At 72.0% G+C, this 15,186-nt stretch carries 17 protein-coding genes; 10 read left to right on the top strand and 7 right to left on the bottom strand.

Translation table 11 applies throughout. The annotated features are described in order from the left end of the window. The first annotated feature begins 19 nt into the window (after window positions 1–19). The 5 genes from KBX50_RS18895 to KBX50_RS18875 all read left to right on the top strand — a co-directional run bounded on the left by KBX50_RS18895 (window position 20) and on the right by KBX50_RS18875 (window position 3,898). Window positions 20–1,324 carry a cysteine desulfurase gene (locus KBX50_RS18895; RefSeq protein WP_210938460.1) on the top strand — a complete coding sequence of 435 codons (1,305 nt, stop codon included), beginning with the start codon at window positions 20–22 and terminating at the stop codon, window positions 1,322–1,324. Further along, on the top strand, window positions 1,324–1,800 hold the full coding sequence (sufU, locus tag KBX50_RS18890; RefSeq protein WP_210938458.1) for a Fe-S cluster assembly sulfur transfer protein SufU: 477 nt from the start codon (window positions 1,324–1,326) through the stop codon (window positions 1,798–1,800). The genes KBX50_RS18895 and sufU overlap by 1 nt, the downstream gene beginning before the upstream one ends. Beyond that, window positions 1,797–2,216, top strand: coding sequence for a metal-sulfur cluster assembly factor (locus KBX50_RS18885; RefSeq protein WP_210938456.1), 420 nt, complete (start codon window positions 1,797–1,799; stop codon window positions 2,214–2,216). The genes sufU and KBX50_RS18885 overlap by 4 nt, the downstream gene beginning before the upstream one ends. 317 nt (window positions 2,217–2,533) lie before the next feature. Beyond that, entirely contained in the window at window positions 2,534–3,205 is a 672-nt protein-coding gene (locus KBX50_RS18880; RefSeq protein ID WP_210938453.1) for a LysE family transporter, read from the top strand. Between the two features lie 30 nt (window positions 3,206–3,235). Then, window positions 3,236–3,898 (top strand): acVLRF1 family peptidyl-tRNA hydrolase, encoded by a 663-nt coding sequence (locus KBX50_RS18875; RefSeq protein ID WP_210938451.1) that lies wholly within the window; start codon window positions 3,236–3,238, stop codon window positions 3,896–3,898. 69 nt (window positions 3,899–3,967) lie between these two features. On the opposite strand, the gene KBX50_RS18870 is transcribed toward KBX50_RS18875, so the two are convergent. Then, window positions 3,968–4,876: a neutral zinc metallopeptidase gene (locus tag KBX50_RS18870; protein ID WP_210938450.1), complete on the bottom strand. Its 909-nt coding sequence runs from the start codon at window positions 4,874–4,876 to the stop codon at window positions 3,968–3,970. A 233-nt stretch (window positions 4,877–5,109) separates the two neighbouring features. Here KBX50_RS18870 and KBX50_RS18865 point away from each other — a divergent pair, with 233 nt between their 5' ends. The 4 genes from KBX50_RS18865 to KBX50_RS18850 all read left to right on the top strand — a co-directional run bounded on the left by KBX50_RS18865 (window position 5,110) and on the right by KBX50_RS18850 (window position 10,007). Further along, window positions 5,110–6,714: an ABC-F family ATP-binding cassette domain-containing protein gene (locus KBX50_RS18865; protein WP_210827542.1), complete on the top strand. Its 1,605-nt coding sequence runs from the start codon at window positions 5,110–5,112 to the stop codon at window positions 6,712–6,714. A 146-nt stretch (window positions 6,715–6,860) separates the two neighbouring features. Further along, complete coding sequence (locus KBX50_RS18860; protein WP_007072022.1) at window positions 6,861–7,088, top strand: helix-turn-helix domain-containing protein; 228 nt, start codon at window positions 6,861–6,863, stop codon at window positions 7,086–7,088. Between the two features lie 64 nt (window positions 7,089–7,152). After that, a complete protein-coding gene (locus tag KBX50_RS18855) occupies window positions 7,153–7,920 on the top strand; it encodes an enoyl-CoA hydratase/isomerase family protein (RefSeq protein WP_210938448.1) in 768 nt (255 codons plus the stop codon). Window positions 7,921–8,030: 110 nt separating this feature from the next. After that, window positions 8,031–10,007, top strand: coding sequence for an ABC transporter ATP-binding protein (locus KBX50_RS18850; RefSeq protein WP_210938536.1), 1,977 nt, complete (start codon window positions 8,031–8,033; stop codon window positions 10,005–10,007). Here the strand turns inward: KBX50_RS18850 and mug are convergent. The 6 genes from mug to KBX50_RS18820 form a co-directional block, all read right to left on the bottom strand. Continuing rightward, window positions 10,004–10,648: a G/U mismatch-specific DNA glycosylase gene (gene mug, locus KBX50_RS18845; RefSeq protein WP_210938445.1), complete on the bottom strand. Its 645-nt coding sequence runs from the start codon at window positions 10,646–10,648 to the stop codon at window positions 10,004–10,006. The genes KBX50_RS18850 and mug overlap by 4 nt on opposite strands. Further along, window positions 10,645–11,406: an SDR family oxidoreductase gene (locus KBX50_RS18840; RefSeq protein WP_210938443.1), complete on the bottom strand. Its 762-nt coding sequence runs from the start codon at window positions 11,404–11,406 to the stop codon at window positions 10,645–10,647. Before KBX50_RS18840 ends, mug begins: the two co-directional genes overlap by 4 nt. A 57-nt stretch (window positions 11,407–11,463) precedes the next feature. After that, entirely contained in the window at window positions 11,464–11,952 is a 489-nt protein-coding gene (locus tag KBX50_RS18835; protein WP_210938442.1) for a hypothetical protein, read from the bottom strand. Then, complete coding sequence (locus KBX50_RS18830; RefSeq protein ID WP_210938441.1) at window positions 11,949–12,767, bottom strand: DUF692 domain-containing protein; 819 nt, start codon at window positions 12,765–12,767, stop codon at window positions 11,949–11,951. Before KBX50_RS18830 ends, KBX50_RS18835 begins: the two co-directional genes overlap by 4 nt. Next, the gene (locus KBX50_RS18825) at window positions 12,764–13,675 is read right to left on the bottom strand and encodes a TIGR04222 domain-containing membrane protein (protein WP_210938440.1); all 912 of its coding nucleotides are present in this window, start codon (window positions 13,673–13,675) and stop codon (window positions 12,764–12,766) included. Before KBX50_RS18825 ends, KBX50_RS18830 begins: the two co-directional genes overlap by 4 nt. A 103-nt stretch (window positions 13,676–13,778) precedes the next feature. Next, window positions 13,779–14,351, bottom strand: coding sequence for a TetR/AcrR family transcriptional regulator (locus KBX50_RS18820; protein ID WP_093401424.1), 573 nt, complete (start codon window positions 14,349–14,351; stop codon window positions 13,779–13,781). 154 nt (window positions 14,352–14,505) lie between these two features. On the opposite strand from KBX50_RS18820, the gene KBX50_RS18815 reads away from it, so the two are divergent. After that, window positions 14,506–15,150 carry an HAD family hydrolase gene (locus tag KBX50_RS18815; protein ID WP_210938439.1) on the top strand — a complete coding sequence of 215 codons (645 nt, stop codon included), beginning with the start codon at window positions 14,506–14,508 and terminating at the stop codon, window positions 15,148–15,150. Window positions 15,151–15,186: the final 36 nt, after the last annotated feature.

Here is a 15,186-nt window from a genome sequence, read left to right as displayed (position 1 = left end):
GGAAGGGGCGGTCACCACGATGACCACCATCGCGATCCCGCCGGGGATGCCGCAGTTCGAGGACGTGCCCCGCTACGACGTGGCGGCGGTACGCGCCGACTTCCCGATCCTCGATCGGGAGGTCAACGGGCATCCGCTGGTCTACCTGGACAGCGCCAACACCTCGCACAAGCCGCGTCAGGTGCTCGACGTGCTGGCCGAGCACTACGCCCGGCACAACGCCAACGTGTCCCGCTCGGTGCACACGCTCGGCACCGAGGCGACCGAGGCGTACGAGGGGGCCCGGGCGAAGGTCGCCGCGTTCATCAACGCGCCGAGCGTCGACGAGGTGGTCTTCACCAAGAACTCCACCGAAGCGATCAACATCGTGGCGTACGCGTTCTCCAACGCCTCGCTGCGTTCCGACGCCGACCCTCGGCTCCGGCTCGGGCCGGGTGACGAGATCGTCATTTCCGAGATGGAGCACCACTCGAACATCGTCCCGTGGCAGTTGCTGGCCGAGCGCACCGGCGCGACGCTGCGCTGGTTCCCGGTCACCGACAACGGCCGGCTGGACGAGTCGGGCCTGACCGACCTGGTCAACGAGCGGACGAAGATCGTCTCGCTGGTGCACATGTCCAACATCCTGGGCACCGTCAACGCCACCTCCCGGATCACCGCCCGGGTCCGCGAGGTGGGGGCGCTGCTGCTGCTGGACTGCTCGCAGTCGGTGCCGCACATGCCGATCGACGTGGTCGACCTGGACGCGGACTTCATCGTCTTCACCGGGCACAAGATGTGCGGCCCGACCGGCATCGGCGTGCTCTGGGGCCGCGCGGAGCTGCTGGCGGCGATGCCGCCGGTGTTCGGCGGCGGTTCGATGATCGAGACGGTGACGATGGGCGGCTCCACTTACGCCGCGCCGCCGGCCCGGTTCGAGGCCGGTACCCCGCCGATCGCCGAGGCGGTCGCGCTCGGCGCGGCAGTGGACTATCTCTCCGGCATCGGCATGCGGGCGATCCAGTGGCACGAGAAGCAGTTGACCGCGTACGCGCTGGACGCCCTGGGCACCGTGCCCGGCCTGCGGATCTTCGGCCCGGAGGTGCCGGTCGGCCGGGGCGGCACCATCTCGTTCGCCCTCGGCGACGTGCACCCGCACGACGTGGGTCAGGTGCTCGACTCCCTCGGCGTGCAGGTGCGGGTGGGCCATCACTGCGCCCGCCCGGTCTGCACCCGATTCGGGGTGCCGGCCACCACCCGGGCCTCGTTCTACCTCTACACGACGACCGAGGAGATCGACGCGCTGGTGGCAGGCCTGGAACAGGTGCGGAAGGTGTTCTGCTGATGCAGCTCGACCAGCTCTACCAGGAGATCATCCTGGATCACTACAAGCACCCGCACGGTCGTGGGTTGCGCGACGCCGCCGATCCGGCCGACCGGGTCGGCGAGGCGCACCACGTCAACCCGACCTGCGGGGACGAGGTCACCGTCCGGGTGGCCACCGACGGAGCGACGCTGCACGACGTGTCGTACGACGGGATGGGTTGTTCGATCAGCCAGGCGTCCGCCAGCGTGCTGCACGAGCTGCTGACCGGGCGGGCCGCGGCGGAGGCGTTCGAGGTGCACGAGGCGTTTCTGGCGCTGATGTCCGGTCGTGGCCAGGTCACGCCGGACGAGGACGTGCTCGGGGACGGGGTGGCGTTCGAGGGCGTTGCCCGCTATCCCGCCCGGGTCAAGTGCGCGCTGTTGCCGTGGATGGCGTTCAAGGACGCTGCGGCACGCGCCGGTGTGGGCGCGAGCCCGACGGAGGTGAAGGCATGAGCGAGAACACCGCGACCGAGGCGACCTCGGCGGCCGGCGAAGGCACGGCGACCGGCCCGGTGGCTGACGGCAACGTCGCGCCGAACGGCGGCAAGGCCGCCGTCGCCGACATCGAGGAGGCGATGAAGGACGTCGTCGACCCGGAGCTGGGCATCAACGTGGTCGACCTCGGCCTGGTGTACGGCGTACACGTCGACGACCAGAACGTTGCCACCCTGGACATGACCTTGACCTCGGCGGCCTGCCCGCTAACCGACGTGATCGAGGACCAGGCCCGCCAGGCGCTGACCACCGGGCCCGGCGGTGGTCTGGTCGACGACATCCGGATCAACTGGGTCTGGCTTCCCCCGTGGGGACCCGACAAGATCACCGACGAGGGCCGCGACCAGCTCCGCTCCCTCGGCTTCAACGTCTGACAGCTCCTCCGGGCAGGCCCAACAGTTCCGCCTCGGGCGCGGCATCCAGCGGATGCCGCGCCCGACGTCGTCTTGTTCTCGGCCGGGGCCGTACTCCCGACCACGGGATACCGCAATGCGCGCCGTCAGGCTGCCTTCGACCGACCGACATACCGCAACTCGGCCCGGTCCGATAATTCGTGGCGAGCATGGGCGATGCCGTCGCAGGATGACGCGGTGAGTGAGGCGTACCCGATGAAGCTGAGTCCTGTCGCCGTGGCCACCGCCGGGCGCCGACAGCGGCTGGCGCCGGGCCGCGTCTCGGCACGGCGTCTGTCGTGACCGGCGCGTTCCTCGCCGGTCTGGTCGCCGGCTACGGCGTGGCCGTCCCGGTCGGTGCGATCGCCGTGCTCATTCTCGGGCTCACCGCGCGGACCTCGTTCCGGGTCGGTTCGGCCGCCGCGCTCGGGGTGGCGACCGCCGACGGGCTGTACGCCGGTGGCGCGGCGCTCGGTGGCGCGGTGGTCGCGGGCTGGCTCGCTCCGCTCGCCGGGCCGCTGCGCCTGGTCGGCGCGGCGGTGCTGCTCGCCCTCGCCGCCCACGGCGCCTGGCGGGCCCTGCGGGCGCGTGGCACCCGCAGTTCTCCGGAGCGGCCACCGGCGCACGACGCCACGCCGGGGCCGGGTCAACCGTTGGCGCGGCGTGGACTGGACACGCCGCCCCGGGCGTTTGTCGGGATCCTCGCGCTGACCCTGCTCAACCCGGCGACCGTCGTCTATTTCACGGCCCTGGTGCTCGGCCGGGCGGACCTGGGTGGCTCCGGTACGGCCGTCGCGGTGGTCTTCACCCTCGGGGTGTTCATCGCCTCGGCCAGTTGGCAGCTGCTGATCGCCGGGGGCGGCTCGCTGATCGGGCAGGTGCTGACCAGCGACCGTGGTCGCCTGGTCACCGCCCTGTTGTCCAGCGCCATCATCACCGTGCTGGCCGTCGCCATGCTCCTCGGTGGCTGACCCGAGCTGGCCGTGCCGTACGGTCGGGTGATGAGCAGCCGACCCGCCGCCGGGGGCGGCCGGTGGGTGGAGGTCGATCCGGGCCGGGCCGCCCGCTGGGTCGCCGGTTTCGCCGACCGACACGGCCCGCCCACCGTCGGCGTGCAGGAGTACGGCCTGCTGCTGTCCGCTCCGGACGGTGCCACCGCGGAACTGCACGCGCCCCCGGGTTCGTCGCCCGCCACCGATCTGGCGGGTTTCGTGGCGGCGGTCACCGTGCCGCGCCGGCTCGGGCTGCTGCTGGTCCGTAAGGGCGCGGTGGCGGTGGGCATCGCCGAGGGGGAGCGGCTGCCGGTGCACAAGGTGGACACCCGCTACGTGCAGGGGCGCACCGCCGCCGGCGGCTGGTCCCAGCAGCGTTTCGCGCGCCGCCGGGACAACCAGACCAAGGCGGCGCTGGCCGACGCTGTCGAGTTGGCCGTCCGGCTGCTGCTGCCGACGGTCGACCGGCTGGACGCGTTGGTCGCCGGTGGGGACCGGCGGGCCGTGGACACCGTGCTGGCCGACCGTCGACTCGCCCCGCTGGCCGCGCTGCGCGCCGACCGCCTGCTCGACGTCCCCGAACCTCGGCACGCGGTGCTGCTGGCCGCGGTGACCGCCGCCCGGGCGGTTCGCATTCTGGTTCGCGAACCGCAGCCGGAAGCCGGCCGCTAGCACCCGGCCCGGCGGACGGGGCGCGTCGTGCGGCTGCGGGCCCGGTCACCGGTGACCGGGCCCGGTTCGTCAGACCGCGCCGCTGAACGTGTCGCAGGAGGCCGGGTCGCCGCTCTCGTAGCCCTGGTTGAACCACCGCTTGCGGTCGGCGGACGAGCCGTGGGTGAACTCCTCCGGGTTGACCGGCCGGTCGGCGCGCTTGGAGATGGCGTCGTCACCGATCGCCTCGGCCGTGTCGATGGCCTCGGCGATGTCCTGCTCGGTGATGCTGGTGAAGATCTTCTGGCCGCTCTCGTCGGCGGTGCCGGTGGCGTTCTTCGCCCATGCGCCCGCGTAGCAGTCGGCCTGCAACTCCAGGCGTACCGACAGGTCGTTGGCGTTGCCCGGGTCGCGTTGCTGCTGGCGGCGCACCTGCTCGTTGGTGCCGAGCAGGTTCTGCACGTGGTGGCCGTACTCGTGGGCCAGCACGTACGGCTGGGCGAACTCGCCCTCGGCACCCAGTTGGGTGGCGAGTACCTCGTAGAAGGAGAGGTCGATGTAGACCAGCGAGTCGGCCGGGCAGTAGAACGGGCCGACGCCGGAGTCGGCCTGGCCGCAGGCGGTGTTCACGGCCTGGCTGAAGAAGACGGTGCGGGTCGGGCGGTACTGCTCGCCGAGGGCCTGCGGCAGGGCGGTGCGCCAGTACGCCTGGATCGAGTTGACGTAGAGCGTGTTGCGGCAGTCGAGCTGCTCCAGAGCGTTCTCGGCGGCGCAGCGCTGCTCCAACGCGGCGTTGTCGCCCTGCTGGTCGCCACCGGTCATGGCGTTCAGGCCGAAGCCGCCGCCGACGAGGGCCACCAGCACGGCGATGACGATGCCGACGATGCCGCCGCGCCCGCCGCCGATCGGAATGGGGATGCCCATCCCGCCGCCTCCGCCGCTGCCTCGCCGGTCCTCCACCTGGCTGGTGTCGATCCGTGCGTTCTCGTTCAGCTCCATGGGTGACCCCGATCAGTCAGTGGCTCGTGGGCCGGAACCGGGTCCGGTCGGCGATCCGGTACCCGACGATCTTGGTCGGTAATCCGCGTGGGGCGCCGGCCAGGGCCCGGTACACTTGACGCCGTGCTGCGCTGCGAAGGCTGAACGCCCCGCGCCGACGGGTCACCAGGATCCGCCGGCGCTTTCGTGTGCCCTGAGTCAGCCCTTCGGATCCCGAGAGCGAGTACCTGGAAATGATCACTGCCACCGGCCTGGAACTGCGCGCCGGAGCCCGGATCCTGCTGTCCGACACCACGCTGCGGGTGCAGCCCGGTGACCGGATCGGCCTGGTCGGGCGCAACGGCGCCGGAAAGACCACCACGCTGAAGGTGCTCGCCGGGGAGGGCCAGCCGTACGCCGGGCAGGTCGACCGGCGCAGCGCCGTCGGCTACCTCCCGCAGGACCCGCGTACCGGTGACCTGGACGTCACCGGCCGCGACCGGGTGCTGTCCGCCCGCGGGCTGGATGCGCTGATGGCCGGGATGAAGGAGTTGGAGGCGCGGCTCGCCGAGGATGCCGACGAGCGCCTGGTGCGCCGCTACGGCGCGCTGGAGGACCAGTTCGCCGCGCTCGGCGGGTACGCGGCGGAGGCCGAGGCGGCCCGCATCTGCGCCAACCTGGGGCTGCCCGATCGCGCCCTGGCGCAGACCATCGGCACCCTTTCCGGCGGTCAGCGTCGCCGGATCGAGCTGGCCCGGATCCTGTTCCGGGACGCGGGCGAGAACGGCGGCGGGATTCTGCTGCTGGACGAGCCCACCAACCACCTCGACGCCGACTCGATCACCTGGCTGCGGGGTTTCCTGGCCAACCACAAGGGCGGCCTGATCGTGATCTCCCACGACGGCGACCTGCTGGAGTCGGTGGTCAACAAGGTGTGGTTCCTGGACGCCACCCGCAGCGTGGTGGACGTCTACAACCTGGGCTGGAAGGCGTACCTGGAGGCGCGGGAGACCGACGAACGTCGCCGCCGCCGGGAGCGGGCCAACGCCGAGAAGAAGGCCGGCGCGCTGATGGCCCAGGCCGACAAGATGCGGGCCAAGGCCACCAAGACGGTCGCCGCGCAGAACATGGCCCGCCGCGCCGAACGGCTGATGTCCGGCCTGGAGGAGGTCCGCGTCGCCGACAAGGTGGCCAAGGTGCGCTTCCCCGCACCGGCGCCGTGCGGCAAGACCCCGCTGACCGCGACCGGCCTGTCCAAGTCGTACGGCTCGTTGGAGATCTTCACCGATGTGAACGTGGCGGTGGACCGAGGTTCCCGGGTGGCCATCCTCGGGCTCAACGGCGCCGGCAAGACCACCCTGCTGCGGATGCTCGGCGGCCTGCTGGAGCCGGACACCGGCGAGGTGCGCCCCGGTCACGGGCTGCGACTGGGCTACTACGCTCAGGAGCACGAGACGCTCGATGTGGAACGGACCGTGCTGGAGAACATGCGGGCGGCGGCGGTCGAGCAGACCGACACCGAACTGCGGAAGATCCTGGGGGCGTTCCTCTTCTCCGGCGAGGACGTCGACAAGCCCGCCGGCGTGCTCTCCGGCGGGGAGAAGACCCGGCTGGCCCTGTCCACCCTGGTCTGCTCGGGCGCCAACGTGCTGCTGCTCGACGAGCCGACAAACAACCTCGACCCGGTCAGCCGGGAGCAGGTGCTCGACGCCATCGCCCGCTATCCCGGCGCGATCGTGCTGGTCACGCACGACCCGGGCGCGGTGCTCGCGCTCAAGCCGGACCGGGCGATCCTGCTGCCGGACGGTGACGAGGATGCCTGGAGCGACGACCTGCTGGAACTGGTCGAGCTGGCCTGAGCCCCGTGCGGCATCACCTATCGGGAACCTGACATTGCATAGCGTGTCGGTTGGCGAATAGTTGATATCTGGCGCATGATCGTTCGAGACGGTCTAATAGGTGGGACCGTATCCGAACCGCACAGTCTGGGACGTGAGGACACAGCATGGCAGCCACTGGCACAGCCACCAGCACTGAGAAGGGTCGCCGGATCGTCGGAGCCGAGCGTCAGACGCTCGCGAAGGACCTCGTCAAGCGGTACACCGGGGGCGAGAGCATCCGGGCGCTCGCGGCCTCGACCGGGCGATCGTACGGGTTCATCCACCGCGTACTCACCGAGTCCGGGGTGCAGCTGCGGCAGCGCGGCGGCGCCCGGCGCCGCAAGAAGGCGTGACCCGCCCGTCAGCGTCGTCCAGCAGCACCGCCACCACCACCACCACCGCGACCCGGGCCGCCCGGTGACCGCCGAGGCGACCGGGGTCCGGCTGGAATGCGACGGGCCGGTCGCCACGGTCACCCTGTGCCGGCCCGACGTGCTCAACGCGCAGACCCCGGCGATGTGGCGCGCGATGAGCGACTTCTCCCGGGAGCTTCCCGGTGACGTGCGGGTGGTCGTGGTACGCGGCGAGGGGCGTGCCTTCTCCGCCGGTCTCGACCTGGCCGTCGCCGGTGCCTCCGGGCCCGGCTCCTTCGCCGAGCTGACCACCCTGCCGGAGCGGGAGTGCGCCGACAAGATCGCTGAGTACCAGGGCGGATTCACCTGGCTGCACCGCCCGGACGTCATCTCGATCGCCGCCGTCCAGGGGCACGCCATCGGCGCCGGTTTCCAACTCGCCCTCGCCTGCGACCTGCGGGTGCTGGCCGAGGACGCGACGTTCTCCATGGCCGAGGTGACGCTGGGCCTGGTCCCTGACCTGGCCGGCACCAAGCGCCTGGTCGAGTTGGTCGGCTACGCTCGCGCCCTGGAGATCTGCACCACCGGGCGGCGGATGGACGCCGCCGAGGCCGACCGGATCGGCCTGGCCACCCTGGTCGTGGCGGCTGCGGAATTGGACGACGCGGTGCGTGACCTGACCGCCGGGCTGCTCGCCCCCAACCGGGACGCCGTCGTGGAGATCAAGGCGTTGCTCGCCGGGGCTGCCGGGCGTACCCACGCCGAGCAGCAGCGCGCCGAGCGGGAGGCGCAGACGCGACGGCTACGGGATCTCGCCGGCCGGGGGGAATAGTAAGGACCGCTCGGGAAGATCCGGGTTACTCGTGTGGTTGTCGTAGGCGTCGGGAGAATTGACCCGACGGTGTACGACGTCCTGATCCGGAGGTGAGCGTGTCCAACCACATGGCCGCTGGTGGCATGGGCGGTTGGAGCATGCTCCGCTCGATGCGCAGCCAGGACGACATCGCCGCGCACCGGCTGAAGCGCGGTGTCGCCCGCCGGATCGTCGCCTTCGCCCACCCCTATCGACGCGACATCGTCGTCTTCCTGCTCACCGTGATCGTCGCCGCGGTGATCGGGGTGGCGACCCCGCTGCTGGCCGGCGACGTGATCGACGCGATCACCCGGGGTGGCGCCGAGGCCGGCGCGCTGGTGATCCGGCTGGCCATGTTCATCGCCGCGCTCGCGGTCGCCGACGCTCTCCTGTCGCTGGCCCAACGGTGGTATTCGGCCCGCATCGGCGAGGGCATCATCCTCGACCTGCGTACCCGCGTCTACGACCACGTGCAGCGGATGCCGTTGCAGTTCTTCACCCGGACCCAGACCGGCGCGCTGGTCAGCCGGCTCAACAACGACGTGATGGGTGCCCAGCGGGCGTTCACCTCGACGCTGTCGGGCGTGGTCAGCAACGTGATCCAGCTGGTCCTCACCGCCGCGGTGATGCTCACCCTCTCCTGGCAGATCACGGCGCTGTCGCTGGTGCTGCTGCCCGTGTTCATCATCCCGGCGCGTCGGGTGGGCCGGCGGCTGGCCGAGATCACCCGTGAGTCGTACGACCTCGACGCCAAGATGAACGCGACGATGACCGAGCGGTTCGGGGTCGCCGGGGCATTGCTGGTTAAGCTCTTCGGCCGACCCGACGCCGAGGCGGCCCGCTTCGCCGCCCGCGCCGAACGGGTCCGCGACATCGGCATCACCTCCGCGATGTACTCGCGGACCTTCTTCGTGGCCATGCTGCTGGTGGCCTCGCTGGCCCAGGCCCTGACCTACGGCCTGGGCGGCTGGCTCGCGGTCAGCGGCCAGGTCAGCGCCGGCACCGTGGTGACCCTCGCGCTGCTGCTCACCCGCCTCTACGGCCCGCTCACCGCGCTGAGCAACGTCCGGGTGGATGTGATGAGCGCGCTGGTCTCGTTCGACCGGGTCTTCGAGGTGCTCGACCTGCAACCCGGCATCAAGGAGCGACCCGCCGCGGTGCGGATCCCCGAGGGCGCGGGGACAGTCGAGTTCCGCGATGTCCGGTTCCGCTACCCGAGCGCCGCCGAGATCTCCCTCGCGTCGCTGGAGGAGGTCGCCGCGCTGGATCGTACGGTCAACGAACCGGTGCTCAAGGGCGTCTCGTTCAGCGTCGAGCCGGGGCAGATGGTGGCCCTGGTCGGGCCCTCCGGCGCCGGCAAGTCCACGCTGTCCATGCTGATCTCCCGCATCTACGACGTGACCGACGGGCAGGTGCTGGTCGGCGGAGTCGACGTCCGGGACGCCCGGCTCGACTCGCTGCGCGACGAGATCGGGGTGGTCACCCAGGATTCGCACCTGTTCCACGAGACCATCGCGGAAAATCTGCGCTACGCGAAGCCGGATGCCACCGACGACGAGCTGTGGGCGGCGTTGGCCGGGGCGCAGGTGGCCGACCTGGTCAGGTCGCTGCCGGACGGGCTCGAGACCACCGTAGGTGAGCGCGGATACCGCTTCTCCGGCGGCGAGAAGCAGCGCATCGCCATCGCCCGGCTGCTGCTCAAGGCACCGTCGATCGTGATTCTCGACGAGGCGACCGCACACCTGGATTCGGAGAGCGAGGCGGCGGTGCAACGGGCGCTCTCGGTGGCGTTGACCGGGCGTACCGCCCTGGTGATCGCCCACCGGCTCTCCACCGTCCGGGACGCCGACCAGATCCTGGTCCTCGACGATGGTCGCATCGTGGAGCGGGGCCGCCACGACGAGCTGGTCGCGGTCGGCGGTCTCTACGCCGAGCTGTACCGCACCCAGTTCGCGGTGGCGGACTCACCCACGCCGTACGCCGACGCCACCGGGCCCGAGCCGGTGGTCATCCCCTCCCGGGAGTACATCGCCGACGAGGCCATGCCGCCCGCCGCCGCCAACTAGGGCGTGTCTCCTGCTCGGTCGAGGGTGGCCGAGTGGAGTTCGGCGAAGGCGGCACCGAGGGTCTGCGGGGTGTAGTGGGCGTTCAGGCCGCTGGGGTTGGGCAGCACCCACAGCCGGGCATCGGCCAGCTGCTCCGGTTGCGGCCCGAACCTCGCCTTCGGTCGGGCAAAGCCGATCCGGTATGCCGTCACCCCGACCACCGCGACCCAGCGCGGCCGGTAACGGGCCACCTTGTCGGTGAGCTGCCGTGCGCCGTCGACCAGTTCGGCGGCGGTCAGCTCGTCGGCTCGGGCGCTGGCCCGGGCCACCATGTTGGTGATCCCGAGCCCGAGGGCCGGCAGTTCGTCCTGCTCGCTGGGGTGCAGCAGTCGGGGGGTGAAGCCACCCCGGTGCAGCGCCGGCCAGAACCGGTTGCCGGGGCGGGCGAAGTGCCACCCGGTCGCGGCCGACCAGAGTCCCGGGTTGATCCCGACAAAGAGCACATCCAGCCCGACGCCGATGATGTCCGGGATGGTCTTGTCGGCTGCGGCGGCCAACTCCTCCCGGCTCGGTCGTGGGTACCGGCGTGGCTGGGGCTCGTCCCGCCCCGGCCGGCCGTGGGCGGCCCGCCGGTCGCGGCGGGGTGGCTGCCCGGCGGTCACAGGCCGCGCAGCGCGCCGCCGTCGACCGGAACGGTGACGCCGGTGAGGTAGCTGGCCGCGGGGGAGAGCACGAAGGCGGCGACCCGGCCGAATTCTGCGGGGTCACCGATGCGGCGCAGCGGGATGGCGGCCTCCACCTCGGTCCGGGCCCGTTCCGGGTCGCCGGAGGCGGCGAAGAGTTCCCGGTTGCGGTCGGTCAGGATCCGTCCCGGCAGCAGCCCGACCACCCGTACGCCCCGGGGGCCGTACTCGTCGGCGACATCCTTGGCAACGCCGGCCAGACCCGGCCGCAGGCCGTTGGAGATGCCCAGTCCGGGTACCGGGCCGCGCGCCGAGGTGGAGAGCACCAGCGCGATGGCGCCACCGTCGGGCAGGGCGGCGGCGACCGTTCGTACGGTGCGGACGCTACCGAGGAAGACCGTCTCGAAGGACTGCCGCCACTGCTCGTCGTCGACCGACGCGGCGCTGCCGGCGGGCGGTCCGCCGACGGAGACCAGGGCACCGTCGACGCGGCCGAAGTGGTGCTGTGCGGTGGTCAGCAGCCGTTCGGGGGTCGCCGGGTCCGCCAGGTCGGCGGTGACGCCGACGGCCCGGTCGGGACCGCCGAGGCTGGCCACGGCGGCCTCCACCGCGTCGGCGTGCCGGGCGGAGAGCACCACCCGGGCACCATCGGCCACCAGGCACTGCGCGGTGGCATAACCAAGCCCACGGGAGGCGCCGGTGAGCACGTACACCCGATCGGTCAGTCCGAGATCCATGCCGACGATCCTGCCCCAGCCCGCCGGGCCGGAAACAGCCCCGGTCGTGGGTCAGGTTCAGGGGCGGGCCGGGCGCAGCAGGCGTACCCGGCCGGCGACCTGAAGGGCGAGCACGCCGCCGACCCGGCCGACGGCGGGTGCCCGGCGGCGGCGCGGTGCCCGCTGCCCGTCGTAGCGGAACTGCGCCTCCCGGACGGCCAGTTCCTCGGCGCCGAGTGCCGGCAGGGCGGCGCGGGCGTGCAGTGCACGGGCCAGGTCCCAGCCGTCGCGTAACCCGCCGCCGGTGGGTCGGTCGGCCGCCCACTCGACGAACACCGTCGGCCAGGTGGGGCCGAGCCCGGCGGCGAGCAACGGCCAGTGTCGGGCGACCTCGCCGGCCCGCTTGCGCAGCAACGCGGCACGGGCGGCGGCCAACGGACCGGTTGCGAAGCCGGGCGGCGGCGGACCGCCGGCCACCAGGGCCGCGACCAGTTCCGCCTGTCGCGAGGCGAGCGATCCGACCGGTTTTCCGGCCGGACCGGCCGGCCCCGCCCCGGTCGGCGTCACGTCACCACCGGAAAGCCGCAGGCGGCGGCGACGGCGTCCAGTTCGGTGCGCAGCTCGGCCGCCGGCGGGTAGTGTCCGTCGCGTTCCAGCAGGGCCGCCGGTGGGCGGTGCCGGGCGCACAGCTCGGCGAGCAACTCCAACACCTCCCGCCCGACCGGATCGGTGTGCGTGTCGTGGTAGAAGCCACCACCCTCGGCGCCGCCCGCGACGTGCAGGTACGCGACCCGTTCCAGCGGCAGTCGGTCCAGCAGCGCGAGCGGGTCGGTGCCGCGGTTGCGGGCGTTGGCATACACGTTGGCGACGTCGAGCAGCAGCAGGGCTCCGGTGCGGTCGAGGATCTCGTTGAGAAACGCCGCCTCGTCGAGTTCGTCGTCCGGCCAGTCGAACAGGGCGGCGATCGGTTCCAGCGCGAGCGGCACCGGCAGGTCCGCCTGGGCGCGGGCGACGTTGGCGCAGATCGCGTCGACCGCTTCGTGGGTGCGGGGCAGGGGTAGCAGGTGGCCGGCCTCCAGGCCGCCAGCCCGGACGAAAGCGATGTGCTCACTGACCAGGGGAGCCGCCAGCTGCTGCGCGACGGCCGCCAGGTGGGCGACCCGGGTCGGATCGACCGGTTCCGCGCCGCCGAGGGAGAGCCGCACGCCGTGCGGCACCACGGTGACGCCGCGGTCGCGCAGCTCGATCAGGTCGTCCGGGGGTGGTCCGGCGGCCGGTACCGACTCGGCGATCACCTCGACGAAGCGCAGGCCGGGCAGCTCGGCGACGAACCCGGCGATTTCCGGGCGCCAGCCGATCCCCACACCACGCGGGGTGTTCATCCGCCGCACCCGCCGCCACCACAGCCCCCACCTCCACCGCAGCCGCCGTCGCCTGCTCCCGCGGTGCTCCCGCCGCCACACCCGCCGGTGGACGTCGCGCCGCCGGCCACGGCTTGGCGTTGGATCTCGGCCTGCTGGGCGAAGGTCGGATCGAGTGCCCAGAGCGACGCGGTGCCGTACAGGGCCACCGCCATGGCGGCTCCCGCCGCTCCATAGGTGGCGTACGCCGGGTTCGCGGTGGGTGCGAGGTGCCGGTTGCGCTGGCGTAGTGTCCGCAGGGCGGCCTCGGCTGCCCGGGTACGGCGGGGCACCCGGACGAGCAGCACGGTGGTCAGTGCGCCGAGCGCGACGACGGTGAGCACCAGGTACCAGACCGGGCGATCGTTGGCGAGCCCGGCGACGATCCGGGCGACACCGAGCGCCAGCAGTGCGACCAGCAGCAGCGGAGCGTGGCGTAGGGCCGCCCGTCGGTCCGGGCCGATCGCGAGACCGCGCTTGTCGAGCCCGTCGCGCAGTTCGGTGAGGGCCCGCTCGACCCACTCGGTGCGTCGTACCTCCCGAGCCGGGGTGCGCTGCGTCGCGGCGTAGTGGATGGCCCGGTCGAGTGGGGTGGCGGCGGGCGGCAGCGGACCGTCGGCGGTCAGCCGACGGTCCGGGTGGACGCCGATCGCGCCCTGGCTGCGCAGCGTGCCCAGCGAGGTCCAGACGGCGAAGTCGTCGCCGCCGTTGAGGTAGGCGACCTGCTGTGGGTTCAGCTGGTCGGCGGGGGGAGCGGCACGGCCGCCCAGCAACGCCCGGCGGCGGATCAGCACGACGGTGACGGCGATCACCGTGGCCACCAGGTAGAGCGTGATGAAGGTGGGACCGGGAACTCCCCAGGTGTCGTAATCGACCGCGAAACCCGTCATGGCCTGCTCCTGTCACGCGAGGGAACGCGGCTTCATTGTGGAGCGGCGATGCCAGCATCCGGCTGCCCGTACGGCCGAGTTATCTTCTCGTTACCTGACGGGTTCAGCGTCGGCGCACCGCTTCCTCGACCAGGTCGAGCACCGCGCCCAGGTCACCGGCGGGTCGGCCCATGGCCAGGTGCAGCACCAGCCCGTCGTAGGCGAGCTCGAGGAAACGGGCCAGCACGTCGATGGGAATGTCCTCGCGGAGTACGCCGGCTTCCCGTTGACGGGCCAGCCGGTCCCGGGTCGCCTCGGCGATGGCGGCCGACCGCTGTGCCCAGCGGGTGGCGAAGGTCGGGTCGGTACGCAGGCGTCGCGACACCTCCAGTTGGCTGCCCAGCCAGCCGGTGGTGTCCGGGGAGACCGCCCGGGCGAGCAGGTCACGCATGACCTGGACCAGCCCGTTGCGGGCCACCGTCTCCACCATCGTGGCCGCGTCGTCCTCGGCGACGGCGAGGAAGAGGGAGTCCTTGTCCCGGAAGTGGTGGAAGATGGCGCCACGGGAGAGGCCGGTGGCCTCCTCCAGGCGTCGCACGGTCGCGCCCTCGTAGCCGTGCCGGGCGAAGCAGGCTCGCGCGGCGGCGAGGATTTCCTGGCGGCGGGCGTCGAGCTGATCCTGGCTTACTCTGGGCACGTGTCGATCGTGTCAGTTCCCCTCGACTGACGCAAACCGTACGTACGGCTTGCTTCCTGGGTGGTCGGCCGCATGCGACGGCTGTTCCGGACCGACACCACCGCGTAACCTTCCGCCCTGTCGGCGAGGTACCCGATTCCCGTAAGGTGCCCGAGTGCCGCTGCTCCTGCTGGACCTGGACAACACCCTGCTCGATCGGGCCGGGCCGTTCCGCACCTGGGCAGAGCGCTTCCTCGACGGCATCGGGGCGCCGCCGCACGACATCGAGTGGTTGCTATCAATCGACGCCGACGGATTGACGGACCGCTGGGACGTGGCGGACGCGATCCGGGACCGCTATCGGTTGCGGATCCCCTCCATCGACCTGGTGGAGGAACTGCACGACGGGGTGGTCGAGTTCACCCGGCTGGACCCGCTGGTGGCGTGCGCCCTACGGATCGCCGACGACGCCGGCTGGATGCCGGTCGTGGTGACCAACGGCGCGGTTCGGCAGCAGGACACCAAGATCCGCCGCACCGGGTTGGACCGGTACATCGCCGACTGGGTGATCTCCGAAGATGCCGGGGTCAGCAAGCCCAACCCCCGCATCTTCGCGCTCGCCGCGCAGCGGGCCAGAATGCCGCTCCGCGGCGCCTGGGTGGTCGGGGACGGCCCGGAGGCGGACATCGGCGGAGCCACCGCCGTCGGCCTGCCCAGCATCTGGCTGCACCGGGGGCGACCCTGGACCGACGCCCGGTTCGCACCCACGGCGACGGTGGACACCGTGATCGCCGCCATCGCCGAGATCATGGGTGCCTGAGTCGCGCTAATTCGGTTGACCCGGTCGGACCCGCCC

This window comes from Micromonospora sp. C51 (assembly GCF_018070435.1).
Lineage (GTDB): Bacteria > Actinomycetota > Actinomycetes > Mycobacteriales > Micromonosporaceae > Micromonospora > Micromonospora sediminimaris.
The sequence above is the reverse complement of the archived record's forward strand: the minus strand, read 5'-3'. Positions and strand labels throughout refer to the sequence as shown.